Annotated in this window: 9 protein-coding genes and 1 pseudogene; 1 reads left to right on the top strand and 9 read right to left on the bottom strand. The window is 24.8% G+C overall.

Annotated features, from left to right (window positions below; translation table 11 throughout):
* Window positions 1–9: 9 nt before the first annotated feature.
* From ABFX13_RS09785 to ABFX13_RS09775, 3 genes are read right to left on the bottom strand one after another with little or no spacing between them, the layout of a single operon-like run.
* On the bottom strand, window positions 10–1,989 hold the full coding sequence (locus ABFX13_RS09785) for a DNA polymerase (RefSeq protein ID WP_346045452.1): 1,980 nt from the start codon (window positions 1,987–1,989) through the stop codon (window positions 10–12).
* A complete protein-coding gene (locus tag ABFX13_RS09780; RefSeq protein ID WP_346045450.1) occupies window positions 1,989–2,528 on the bottom strand; it encodes a DUF2815 family protein in 540 nt (179 codons plus the stop codon). Before ABFX13_RS09780 ends, ABFX13_RS09785 begins: the two co-directional genes overlap by 1 nt.
* Before the next feature lie 42 nt (window positions 2,529–2,570).
* Window positions 2,571–2,768, bottom strand: a complete 198-nt coding sequence (locus ABFX13_RS09775) for an XRE family transcriptional regulator (RefSeq protein ID WP_147544752.1) — start codon at window positions 2,766–2,768, stop codon at window positions 2,571–2,573.
* Window positions 2,769–3,013: 245 nt separating this feature from the next.
* Here ABFX13_RS09775 and ABFX13_RS09770 point away from each other — a divergent pair, with 245 nt between their 5' ends.
* On the top strand, window positions 3,014–3,682 hold the full coding sequence (locus ABFX13_RS09770) for a helix-turn-helix domain-containing protein (RefSeq protein WP_346045447.1): 669 nt from the start codon (window positions 3,014–3,016) through the stop codon (window positions 3,680–3,682).
* A 30-nt stretch (window positions 3,683–3,712) separates the two neighbouring features.
* Here ABFX13_RS09770 and ABFX13_RS09765 read toward each other — a convergent pair.
* The 6 genes and pseudogenes from ABFX13_RS09765 to ABFX13_RS09740 all read right to left on the bottom strand — a co-directional run bounded on the left by ABFX13_RS09765 (window position 3,713) and on the right by ABFX13_RS09740 (window position 13,009).
* Window positions 3,713–4,714 (bottom strand): annotated as a pseudogene (locus tag ABFX13_RS09765) (DUF4003 family protein).
* Window positions 4,715–4,841: 127 nt separating this feature from the next.
* Complete coding sequence (locus ABFX13_RS09760) at window positions 4,842–5,225, bottom strand: PH domain-containing protein (protein WP_346045445.1); 384 nt, start codon at window positions 5,223–5,225, stop codon at window positions 4,842–4,844.
* Window positions 5,226–5,366: 141 nt separating this feature from the next.
* Entirely contained in the window at window positions 5,367–7,781 is a 2,415-nt protein-coding gene (locus ABFX13_RS09755; protein WP_346045443.1) for an ATP-binding protein, read from the bottom strand.
* 260 nt (window positions 7,782–8,041) lie between these two features.
* Window positions 8,042–8,395, bottom strand: coding sequence for a zinc ribbon domain-containing protein (locus ABFX13_RS09750; RefSeq protein WP_346045547.1), 354 nt, complete (start codon window positions 8,393–8,395; stop codon window positions 8,042–8,044).
* Window positions 8,396–8,513: 118 nt separating this feature from the next.
* Window positions 8,514–8,984: a type II TA system antitoxin MqsA family protein gene (locus ABFX13_RS09745; RefSeq protein ID WP_346045441.1), complete on the bottom strand. Its 471-nt coding sequence runs from the start codon at window positions 8,982–8,984 to the stop codon at window positions 8,514–8,516.
* Between the two features lie 320 nt (window positions 8,985–9,304).
* Entirely contained in the window at window positions 9,305–13,009 is a 3,705-nt protein-coding gene (locus ABFX13_RS09740; protein WP_346045439.1) for a YobI family P-loop NTPase, read from the bottom strand.
* Between the last annotated feature and the right edge of the window lie 383 nt (window positions 13,010–13,392).

Genomic DNA, 13,392 nt, shown 5'->3' with positions numbered 1-13,392 from the left:
CATACTTAATTACTTTTTATAATACATACTTTCAAATCCATCTGCCCTTAAAGTTAAGTCTTTTAAATATGGATTTTCTTCACACATTATTTCACAAATTTCTTCTACACATGAAACTTTATTTTCTACTTCAACTACAATCTCATCATGTACATGCATTACAATATCAAAGCCCCTAGATTTTATATTAAGCATTGCATATCCTAAAATATCCCTAGCTATTGCTTGTACAATATTTTCTACCAACTTTCCTCCATAGGTAGTTAACCTTTTTTGTTTTTTACTTACAGAATCTAATCCTTCGTAAGTTATAACGTATTTGTTAAAAGAATTGTTAAAGTCTACCCTTGGTCTTATATAAGAAAGTCTTCTTCCTGATGGTAGTTTTATAAAAAGTATATTTCCCTCATATATAAAACTTATATTTTTATCTATATTTACAACAGTTTTATCTTTAACAGCTTTTATAAAATCTCTTTCTACTTTTTGCCATAACTTAACAATATTTATATTAGAATTTCTAAAAGCTTTTACAATTTCTATCAGGTCTTCTTCACACAAATTCATATTATAAGCACCCATGCTAACAAGTGCTCCTACTCCACCTTGATACCCCAAAGCTAATTCTGCAATTTTACCTTTTTGTCTTAGTTCACTTTCTTTGGTTATTTTATTAATATCTACATTAAACATTTTAGATGCACTAGCTTCATAAATCTTTCCATGAGTGTTAAATACATCTAGTCTCCATTTTTCATTTGAAAGATAAGCTATTATTCTTGCTTCTATTGCACTAAAGTCTGCTATTATAAATCTATGATTTTTCTTTGGTATAAAAGTTGTTCTTATTAATTGAGATAGTATATTTGAAATGTCTTCATTATATTTATTATATTTATATCTACTAGGCAATTCACTTTTATAATTATTACTTATAATACTTCTTACTTCTTCTAAATTACTTAGCTTATTTTGCGGAAGATTTTGAACTTGTACCAATCTTCCTGCCCATCGTCCAGTTCTGTTTGCTCCATAAAATTGAAATAATCCTCTTATACGTCCATCACTACAAACACATCTTTTCATTGCTTCATATTTTTTAGTAGAAGTTTTATTTAGTTTGCTTCTTAAGTTTAAAACTTCTTTTATTTCTTCAAACTTAGGATTATTTAATACTTCTTCACTTTTTAATAGTTTTTCTACACTTTCTTTATTAAGGGAAATAACTTCTAGTCCTAAACTTTTAAGATATAACTTTATTTGATTATTACTATTTGGATTTTCTACTTTGGTTATGTTTTTAAGTTTTTTTATCAAAGCTTCTTTAAACTCATTATCATATATACAAGCATTTTCTAATAAGTTTTTATCTACTAATACTCCTCTATTATTTATTTCTTGATCTAGTTGCCAAAGCTTATTTTCTATTTCTGGAATTTTAATTTTTTCTAAAACTTTTCTTATACTTCTTTCAACCACTACATCATTTATACAGTACTTTTTAAACTCTTCGTATTTTTTAAGCACTTCTAACTTTTCTTTACTGTTTTCTTTTGAGTTTATTAAATCTAGATTGTCTTTTTTCATAAAAAATCTTATTAAGTTTTTACCTTCTTCTAGTTTTTGTTCTTTTAGTCTTAAAGTTTTGGCCACATTATCAAGTCCATGTGGTAGTCCTAGATATAGAGCGTGAACTTGTGTGCATCTAAACATTTTAGAGCTTAAATTTTTGTTGAAATACTTAGATAAACATACTCTTTCAAAGTTAGCATTAAAAGCTGTTTTTATTATATTTTCATCAAATAAATCTTTTTTAAATTGTGGTGGTATTTTTTCTCCATTTTTTAAATCTATAATTTGAACTTCTTCATCATTATAAGCATAAGCAATAAGTAGTATTTCAAAGTCTTCTTCAATATATTTATAGACCCCACTTTTGGTAAGGTCTATTTTTGAATAAGTTTCTATGTCAATTGATATAGTTGTCATTATATTAAAATCCCATCATCTTCTACTATGTCAAAATCATCTGCTGCACTACTTCTGTTACTTATTCTTTGCCCATCTCTTAGCTTTTGGATATTTAAAAGTCCAGCAGCAATACCACAATTACCACTTTCTAGGTGGTTATATGGATAAAAGTTTATACTTACTCTTCCATAGCAGCCGCTATATAGTTCTTCTGGATTTATAATTTCTTTTAATTCTCGATTAACTACTTGAGGTTTGTATTTAGAATTAGTATTTATATAGAAGTGATTTTTGTATTCTGGTCTGTCTAGTAGATCTCCATCTTTTAAACAAGTTATTAAATCCTCTGGAACTTGTCCACCCCATATATTAAGTCCATTTTTTGTAGCATTAGACATACCTGTATAAATTTTTCCCATAGTTTCACTATTTTCTTTTGGTATAAGTATAGTTAAACCAAACTTTGGCTCTGAGTCTAAATCGTTTACTCTAGCTTCAGTTGTATTTACATAATTAAATCTTACTTCCCCTGTTACCACTTTAGTAATAAATTTCATATTTTATCCCCCTTTTAACTTTTTGTTACCTATGGTAACACTTTATATGAATAATTTATTTATAGGTTCATCTTTTAAAGCTCCCCTTATGGCTTTACAAGTTTTCATTCCTGCTTTCATATTTTTATTTAATATTTTAGTAACACTAGTGTGGCAAATTCCAGCCATCCTTGCAAATTCCCTATTTGTGATATCCTTTCTAATTAATACTTCCCTAAAATACTCAACGTTTAACTCCATTTCCCCTATCTCCTTAATTAGTTTCTTTACTGATTTTTTATTAAACAAGTTTATTAATTTTTGTTACCAGTTGGTAACATTATATTATCATCTTGGTGATTATTCAGTCAATAGGAATACCTTTTTTTGTCAAATCGTTGAATATAATCACCACTTTAGGTATAATACAATTACTGATATCAGTAATTTTTATATATTAATACGTAATTACTTATTTATGTATTTTAGAAATGAGGGTTTGATATATGATAGGAGAATACTTAAAAACTTTAAGGCTTGAGCGTAAATTGTCTCAAAGGGCTTTGGCTGAAAAATCTGGTGTTAGTAATGCTGAAATAAGTAGGATTGAATCGGGCGAAAGAAAAAAACCATCTGAAGAAGTTTTAAGAGCTTTAGCTTTCGTACTTGAAGTAGATTTTAATGATCTTTTAGAAAAGTCTTGTTATTTAAATCTTGAGCCTTCCTTTTATAACGCCAATCTTATAGATAAAACAAATTTCAATATTTATAAAGAACAATGTGAAGATAGATTTATTAGTATTATAACTCCTAGAATTCTTAAAGAAGGATTTAATATGAAATTATCTAAGAAAACTTTTTTAGGTAATATTATAGCTACTAAAGATAATTATATTTGGAGGATTAGATTTATTCCTATCCATGAAAATATAGGAGCTATGGCTAATCGTTATTTAATGGATGTTTATGGATATCTAGCTTGTTATGATGAGTTTAATATTTCTAAATTTACTATTGCTACTAATAATGAAGATGCTTTTAAAAAATTTATAAAGAAAAACCCTGTTAATTTAAATATTTTAGTTTCTGTAATGCTTGTTGATTTAGAGAATAATGAAATTGTTGATGAATATATATTTGAAAAAACACCCCTTGTGTTAGACTATAACTCTTAGGGGTGTTTTTCTTATATATAATTACGTCAATTAGCTATTTGATACAGCTGTTGCTGAAACCGCAGCCATAGTTGCAACCATACAAGCTATTTCTATTGCTATAATTATATCTAAAAATATATTATTACTTATAGTATCTACGTTACTTTCTTCTTTTAAAGAATCTGCATAAGCCGATGCTACTATAGCCGAGCTTATCATATTTCTATTATTTTTTCCTAATGTCCAATTACCAAACCCTTTTACTTCCTTTAGACTATCTGATACTCTCTTTATTTGACTTACTAATGTATCTTCATTGCAATCTAATAATGATATAGCTCCTATTAAAGGATATCCGTAGCTATCTAGCTTGCAATTTTCTTTAGCCATTAAGTCTTTAAGTCTTATAATTTTATCTATGCTTTCATCATTTCTATATTTATCAAAACACATTATATGAGATAAGGCTTGAAGATTATTTGATGGATAAAATCCATTTGATTTAAGATTTTCATAACACTTTTCTATGTACTGTAAATCTTTGTCTATATCTTTTGAGTTTATAGCTATAAGTGCTATTCTACAATAATCATCACTTGAAGTTAAAAATGGATGATGCTTTTTCATAAACTCATATACATACTTCATGTTATCCATACAGGTATCTATATCTATTTTATTTTTATTTTCATATAATATTATTGCTACAAATGGTAGATAAGTATCATTCCAAAAACTCTTTCCTTTTAATTGTTTATATATATCTAAGATTTCTCTAAAATCATTTTCAGCATTAGTTTTAGTTGATAATAATGTAGCTGTATAGTATATGCTATAACCCCTAAAGTTTTAAAAAATTCCTGTGTTGTCTTTTATTATTTTTAGATTTTCTTCTATCTTTTCTTTATTTGCATGTTGATTTTTAATTGTTAGAGATAAAGCACAGCTATATTGTATCATCCCCATACTCCATGCGCCTTTAACCTCTTTTATTTGTTGGTAGTTTTCTATAAATTGTTCTAGTTTATTAGTTATTATATATTCTCTCATAAATTTACCCCTTATAATAATTGAAATTTATATATCTCCCTTAATTTATCTTTAGTTTTTTATATAATTCTAAATCTATGAAATCAATGCATAAGAAAGGAACGCAAATTAATGGCGTTCCATTTTTTTATCCAATTATATATTTGTTGATTAAGTTATATACTTTAAAAAGTAGCTCATCCATATCATCATCTTTTATAAAGTTAAGCTCTATGCATAATCCTCCTGATAGAACTAACTTTATTTCTGAATCTAAATCAAATTTACCTGCTGTTTCTATTGCATAAGTTACTATATTTTTAAATGGTATTGTATAGTATTCTTTTTTCTTTCCTGATATACCTTGCTTGTCTACTACTAATATTCTTTTATCTGTGAATACTGCTACGTCTCTTAATGTTTTTACCGCAAAACATATCTTCTCATTTGATGAAATAAATGGAACTATAGTTTCTGGAACTTCTACTTCATCATAAAATGTAAAACTCTTATTTAAACTTAAATCTGCCACCTGACTTCTCCTTTTATATGTATTTTTGAAAAATATAATACAATTGTTAAAAATTGTATATTTTCATTATACACTTTTTATGGCATATAATTACATAAAAATATTGGACAAATTAATTTTCTAATACGTAAGAGTTTGAGTTTATATACTATATATATCTGAAAATTCTATATCACATCGTTCTACATGCTTAAATTTTCTATCAATATCATATACATTATCTTCTTTTTTTATCTTAATTGGAATACTAAATACAAATTCTGAGCCTTTATTAACTTCACTATTTACATATATTTCTCCCCCATGCATTTCTACTAAGTTTTTCACTAGTGATAGTCCAATGCCACTACCTTCACATTTTCTATTAAGCGAATCATCTACTTGCCCAAATCTATCAAATATAACATCTAGTTTATCCTTTGGTATCCCTACTCCACTGTCTTTTACAGAAACTATTATTTCATCTTGTGTAGAGCTAATTTTAACTTTTATAAAACCATTCTCTGGTGTATATTTTATCGCATTAGACAAAAGATTTAACATTATTCTTTCTATTTTATCTGGATCACAATATGTAATAACTTCTTCATCATTTGTATCAAATATAAGATTTATTTTATTATTTTTTGTATAATCTGCTACAGATAGTGTTATATCTTCAATAATATTTATAATATTTTGATTAGAACATCTAAGCTCATACATTCCTATATCCATTTTGCTTATATCTATTAGATTATTTACTAACTTTAATAATCTGTATGAGTTTTGTTTTATATAGTTAGTATGTTTCTTTAAATCATTTATTTGTATATTATTTTTCTCTATATTTTTATTAATCACTTGCATAGTCCCCAGTATAATATTTATTGGCGTTCTAAATTCATGAGATATATTTGAAAAGAATTCATTTTTTACAACTTCTACCTTGACCGCTTCTTCTAACGTTCTTTTTTCTTTTTCTATTTCTAGATTTCTTGTAATATCTCTTGCCGTTGTAACATATATTTCTTCATCCCCTATATATTCACTACTCCATTCAAGATAAATATATTTTCCATTCTTATGCCTGTATCGAATAATATTTCTAGTAATTTTACATTCTCTAGCATCTAATTTATTTTTCTTTCTAAAGTTTTCTAAATCTTTAGGGTGAATAATATCTACAATTGACATTGATAATAATTCTTCTTCTGTCCATCCTAAAACATCACACCAATTAGGACTTAATCTTTTAAAATGTTTATCCTTTCCTACTATAGATACTAAATCAACTGAAATATTTAAATATCTTTCTAACTCTTTTTCTGTATGTTTACGCTTTTTATTTTCAATAGATACCTCATTTGAAAGTCTGATATTGTTAATTATCATCGCTATTTTATTACATATATATTTCATATACTCGTCGCTATTAAATTTAGGAGCATTCCCCTTACTATAACTTAAACATATCATTCCAATAAATTCATCATATAAATCTATTATATAATTACCACAATAATCCAATTCATCTATACATATATAATCTATGCTTGATAAATTATCTATTTTATCTTTTTTAAATATACAGTTAAAATAACTTTTATATTTATCTAAATATACATCGAATTTTTTTAGTGGAATAAATTCTACATTTTCAAGATGTGTATTAGAATTTTTTAATTTTATGGAAGGTATTAAACCTTCTTTATCACTATCATAAAGTAACATAGAAATACCATCTGCTTTTGTATAATCAAGTATATGTTCTCCAATATTTTTTAATATTTCATTTAAATCCACACTCTTGTTACTACTGCAACTAAAGTCATTTTCAATTGTTACTCTATTATAGTTTTTATATAACTCTTCTGCTGTGATTTTTGATAAATCAATATTTTTAGATTTTGCTACAATATATTTAGGTTTTTTATTTTCATCAAATATTGGAGCTTTGTAGCTTTCATACCAATGAATATTATCATCATATACCAATTTCTCATTAAATATCTTTGGACTTTTACTTTCAAAAACTTCTCTATTATTTTTTTCAAATTCATTATAAGTATTATATTCCCAATTATCACTGCTATAACTTCCAATAATATCTTCTCTTTTTTTGTCTAGCATTTCAGTAAAAGGCTTATTTACGTATAAATACTTTCCATCAGCATCTTTAACAAATGCACAAACATTAATATTATCTAAAAGATCCTCTAATATTTCCATCGTATATTGTTTTGACTGTACTTCTTTACCTATAATAAAAATACTTTTATTACTGTTAAAGTTTTCTATGATTATACTTGAATTGATTTTGACTAGTTCATTTGACTTTGAATAAAATTCTAAAGTTTTATTTATTTCTCCAAATTCTTTTAGCTCTTTATTAATATTATTATTTTTGCTTATTATTTTACCTATATTTAAGTTTAATATTTCTTCATGATTATAATTTAATCGCTTTAAAAAGCTTTCATTACAAAAAATTATTTCCCCCATACGATTTAACACTATTATATAGTCACTAACTTTATTGTATATAGATATCATTTCTATTCCCTTCTTACCCACTTATAAATAATCTGCCTTAACCCTTTTATTACATATTTTACCATAATATCAGAGCATATTCTATATATTCTAATTATTCTCAATTTTAATATTTTCAAATTTTGATACATTTTTTATACAGTTATCATCTTTTAAAAAGAAGGTATTAGGACGCTGGAATCAATGCATATAAAAATGGAACGCAAATTAATGACGTTCCATTTTTTATCCAATTATGTAAATGGTATTGTATAGTATTCTGTTCCTTTACTTTTTTATTTTTATAATTTATTAGAACACTTTGGACAATAAGTAAAGTCTTCTGTAGTTTGGTATCCACATACAGAGCAAACTTTTACACTGTTTTCATAACAACCAAAGTCTAGGCTTTCTGTATCAATGCTTATAGCTTGTCCTTTTTCAATTTTTTTGCCGATTTCTTCGTCTATTTTAGCTATTTTGTTACAGCAGGTAGTTTTGACGTAGTATTCTTTGTTCCATTTTATAATAGGAATAAAGAAGAACATGAAGTACCAGTAAGTCATGTATACTTCAATGTTTGAATATTTGCCGCAGCATTTGCAAATGTTAAGTTGTTTGTAGTCTAGTTTTTTTTGATTTTGACTAACCCCCATTATGAAAAACATAATTTATCCTCCTATTCTTAAAAAATCTCCTTCCAATGATTAGAAGGAGATTTCTATATAATTTTTTTATTTATATCTCTTTTAATCTTTTTTAATTTTTCTGTCATTATATTTTAGAGCTTAAATAATTTTGTAATTTTAAGTGTGTTTTTTCGTTTATTCTATTATTTTTATAGGCTTCTTCTATTTTTTCCTTGAAGTATCTTTCATCTCGTATTATAAGTTCTAGTGTATTACTATGAATTTGATTTGGTAAACTACCTCTTTCGTATCTGTTTATCGTCATTTTTCCCCAATCAAGTATGGCTACTAATTCTCTTTGAGATATACTATATTTTTCTCTAAAATTTATAATTTCTTTTGGGGATATAATTCCTGCTATGTTTCTATATTTTTTATATAGCCTTTTTAAATTTTCATTTTCAAGTTCAGATACATATATTTTTTCACTACATTTATCACATACTGCAATATGCTGTATTACATCTACTTTATATTCTTTATATTCATTTATAATTTGATTTATAATATGATATGTAGTTTTTTCATTACATTCTGGACAAAATATTTTATTCATAAGCTTGTTTCCTTTTTTGTGTTATCATACTGTATAGTCATTTGTGTCTATTATATTACATTTCATATATTTTTTATATAGTGTCTTTATATAGTTATGCAAAAGCAAATGTTAAAACTCCTGTAATAACTTCAAAGTATACACATAATAACCTAAAATGTTAAATGCTCATATTTTTTTTATATGTAAGTTATAGCTACCTTTTCAAAACTTCCCTTTGTAGTTTTGTAATATGATTATACAGTAAATTGATACAAAAAGAAAAGCTAGTCAATACAGACTAGCTTTTCTTTTACCCTTATGGATTATTCTTAAAATAGTTAATTAGCCAAGGTATACTTCATTCTTTTACGACTAATTTTAAACATGTCATTTTCTTCACAAAAACCTGATATCCACTTTTTAGCTATACATTCATTTAAAAATTGTCTATTAATATCATTTACTTCAAGTTTTGGTCTTCCATTATTAAATACTTTTTTATACTCAGTTAAATTCGTAACTTCTATCATATCTCTAAATTGTGGTTTTGATATGTTTTCTGCATTATCAATTAAAATTTTCAATCTTATATCCTCTTCAATTGAATTTTTAGCCATTAAATTTATAAGTAAATCATAATGTAGCTTAATCTTATCTCTTATAATATTATCTATATGCTCTATGCATAAATCTTTTATCTTTTCTTTAGTTGATATACTAAATTTTTCATAATTTTTTATCAAATAAGAAAGGTCTGATTCATCAAATTTATTGCTAATTATAAAGTTTTTAACATCATTAGAACAAGCTATCCCTGATATAGAAATAACTCCATTGAAATTAGATATTAATTCTTTCTTAAATTGATCTTCTATATTAGATGATAATAAACTTATTAATTCATCTTTATTGAGTTGAGGCAACTCTTCTATTTTATTTATGTATTTTTCAATATTTAATTCTATAAAATATTCTAATAATCCGATATTTTTATTTCGTAAGAATTCAATATTCTCTGATGTAACCGATAATTTTTCTAATTCTATTAAAATTTTAATTCTTTCTTCTGACAAGTCTTCTACCTCAACCATTGGTTTTGGATATACGAAGTTAAATCTCTCTAGCATATTTCTATAATTTTCTTTTTTAATAGATTCACTACCAACTATCGACCTAAATATATCCATCCCACTATCCTTACCAAATTTTTCATCTATATATTCATTAGAAAATTCAAATTTAAAAATATCGCTGTTAATAAAGCCTACTACAGTTTCATTTAACTTTCTATCCATACCAAAATAATAAGTAAGTATATTGTCTAAAGAATATTCTATTTTATTATTCTGCAAGAATAAGTCCCATAATTCTTTATCTTCTATTTCATTAAGCATATTTAACTTTGTTTTTAGAAGTTGATTATATTTTTTTCTTTCTGCAAGCTCTATCTCTTTATTATTTATTAATTTTAATGCTGCTTCTTGTGTATCGTATATTTCTCCATCACAATTTTCGATAACTATTTTTATATAACTTTGAATATTTTCATTTACATATTCTAAAAGCTTAGAACTTGTTTCTTTTATAATTATAGAATAGTTTTTATGTTTTATATCCTTTTCATTATCTACTTTGAAAATATTTTTTAACATTAGTGATATATTTTCAAAGTTAAACTCATATAACTTATTTTTATAAACTTCTTTAAATAATGCTTCGTCAGATTCTTCAAATCTTATAGAAGTAAATTTAATCTTTAAGTCTACAAATTTTTCTACAATCGTTTCAATATTAGGTGATTGTATATTTAAAAATTTATCATCAGATGAAATAGTATATGTTAAAAATTCATTTTTATTAATCTTTAACATATCACTTTTTTCAAAATGATATAGCACTTCTATTATATGCTGCTTTTTTTGTTCGTAATTAAATTCACTACATTCATAAATGTCTTCTATAAATGACTCCCAATATTTATACATTGTTTTTATATATTTAGTTACATCATTATCAAAAGTATAATATCCCTCCATAAATTTAAATAATGATTCGTCTTTTAATTGTTGTATAAATTTGATTAGATATTTTTCATTCTTACTTTGTGTGTCAATAAGATACTTAAATAAATTAAAGTTTAAAGTTTCTATTTCTTCAAAATCTATTTCTCTTAATCTAGATAATACTAATTTAGTATTATCTAGATTATAAGTCCATTCTTTCGCTCTTTTATCTGTAACACTACGCAAAAATATTTTATCATTTCTTGTTAAGCTATTTTCATAGAAGTATGTCATATAGTCTTCATACGTTTCATCTATGTATCCATTTCTAACTAAATATTTTATCAATTCAAAATATTGACTCGATTTAATTTCTTTAAAATCATTCACATCACTAACAAAGTTCTTATAACTAATATCAAAGGCTCTATCTATATTTTCTCTTGTAATTAAATTAGCGATTCTTTCATTTTTTATTTTTATTTTTCTTGTACCTAATTCCTTAAGTTCATTTTTCATTTGGTCAAGTTTATCCTGTTGCTTTAATTCAATTGTTTTATTTCTGATATTATATTCTTCACCTCTATCATAAGAGTATGGATATACTTTATTCAGTTCATTGACATTTTTTAAATGCTCGTTTTCACATAAGGTAATATTCTTTTCTAGTTCATGGATTTCGTTATCTATTTTATCTATAGTATCCTTTATAAGACGATCTTTATCCTCAAATAATATTGATATAAACCCTATATTAATTTGTGTATCACTAAAATCACGAGGAAATATATTTTTATAAACAATCATTGCAAGTAATTTATTATAATCTTGTTCAGTTGTTCCAATTCTATTATAGTACACTATGAATTCATTATATATATTTTTTAATATTCTCATATCATCAACATATAAAGATATTCCTTGTAAGAAGTGTTCATCAAACTTGTTATAAACTCCACCTTTTTCTAAATGAGAAATAAATTGATCATACGAGTTAGAACTATCTATAACAGGTACTACAGGCATAATAAAGTCAAAGAATTTTGTTCTATCTTTAGATATAAAAATATCATCCCTTACTAGATAAAAAAATCTTAATGGATCCTTAGTAGGTGTAACTCTTTTAAAATTTTTAATTTTTCTCTTGAATTTGTTAAAAATCTCAAATCTACTATTTTCAATTTCATTATGTTGTTCCTCATTATTTTTGATAATCCTTTTTGAGTTAACAAGTGAATTTATTTCTCTTAACCTTTGGAAAATTTCATTTATATTAAATCTATCTATATCTTCAAAAACAATACAATCTGCATTACAATTTTCAAATATATATATTACTTCATTTAAGTATTTATCAAAATAAGATTCATCTCTATTTTCAAATATTTCTATTTCATTTCCATTTAGTTTAAATTTTTTAAATATAAGCTTATTCTTTTGTGACTTTATAAGTTTAAATAATGCTATAACAAATATTGTAATACTAAAAATGCCACTTAAAAATAAACTTATACTTTTTGTTGTAATTAATAAAAACCTTAGACCATAAAATTGGCTTAAACTAGCTATAAACTTACTCCATTTTGAATAATAAAGTATATGTAAAGTAGAAATTATAAAAATCGTAATCATTAAAACTACTTTAATAATATTTATATCCGACTCTGTACGCTTTACTTTAAAATTAGTTTGAGGTATTTTAGATGGGTCTATTTGATGAAGTAATTGATTTAGTATTTTACCTTCTAATACAGATTCTTTATCTTTAATGTATGATTTAGTTTCACTATTTTCTTGCTTTTCTTCTCCATCTTTTTGCCTATTACTTTCAAAATTTGCTAACGAAATATGTAAAAACTTCTTATCTTTATTTTTACTTTTGTACGATTCAATAACACTACTTTTACCTGCACTGTAAGAACCTGTAATAGCAATATTTTTTATTTCATCATCTTCAAATATGAAATCTAATGCTTCTTTATATGTTTTTAAATCTACATCTTTAGTTGGAGTAAGCTTTTCAAAATGAATTTTACTCAATGTCATTCCCCCTTATGTTATTTTACTCCTAATAGTAAAACTATGTATAATAAAAAAATATCAATCCTAATACAACATATTTATCTTCTGCTGCATCCATATTCGTTCTACGTTTATCGACACTTACTCATAGTTTTTCTTCAAATCCTATTGTTGCCATATGTTCACTTCCTTCTTCATTTCTAGGTTAATTATACCAAATTTCCCTATCTTTTATAATATATAAAACTTCCTATAAATAAATTTCACAAGATATTTCATTGTAAATACAACTCCCTCTTAGTAACAAAGTCGTATTTCACTCCATAATATCTAAATCTTACTCCAAGTTTCACCTTTCTTCCTCTTTAAATGTTAAAATCATTTTTATGTTTAAACATCAT

This window comes from Paraclostridium tenue, assembly GCF_039521565.1.
Taxonomy (GTDB): domain Bacteria; phylum Bacillota; class Clostridia; order Peptostreptococcales; family Peptostreptococcaceae; genus Paraclostridium; species Paraclostridium tenue.
Note: the sequence above shows the minus strand (reverse complement) of the source record. Positions and strands in the feature narration are given on the sequence as shown.

Coding starts and splice junctions, on each gene's coding strand:
- ABFX13_RS09750 (WP_346045547.1), bottom strand. CDS start 8,395: ATGGGGGTTAGTCAAAATCAAAAAAAACTAGACTACAAACAACTTAAC.
- ABFX13_RS09745 (WP_346045441.1), bottom strand. CDS start 8,984: ATGAATAAAATATTTTGTCCAGAATGTAATGAAAAAACTACATATCAT.
- ABFX13_RS09785 (WP_346045452.1), bottom strand. CDS start 1,989: ATGACAACTATATCAATTGACATAGAAACTTATTCAAAAATAGACCTT.
- ABFX13_RS09775 (WP_147544752.1), bottom strand. CDS start 2,768: ATGGAGTTAAACGTTGAGTATTTTAGGGAAGTATTAATTAGAAAGGAT.
- ABFX13_RS09780 (WP_346045450.1), bottom strand. CDS start 2,528: ATGAAATTTATTACTAAAGTGGTAACAGGGGAAGTAAGATTTAATTAT.
- ABFX13_RS09770 (WP_346045447.1), top strand. CDS start 3,014: ATGATAGGAGAATACTTAAAAACTTTAAGGCTTGAGCGTAAATTGTCT.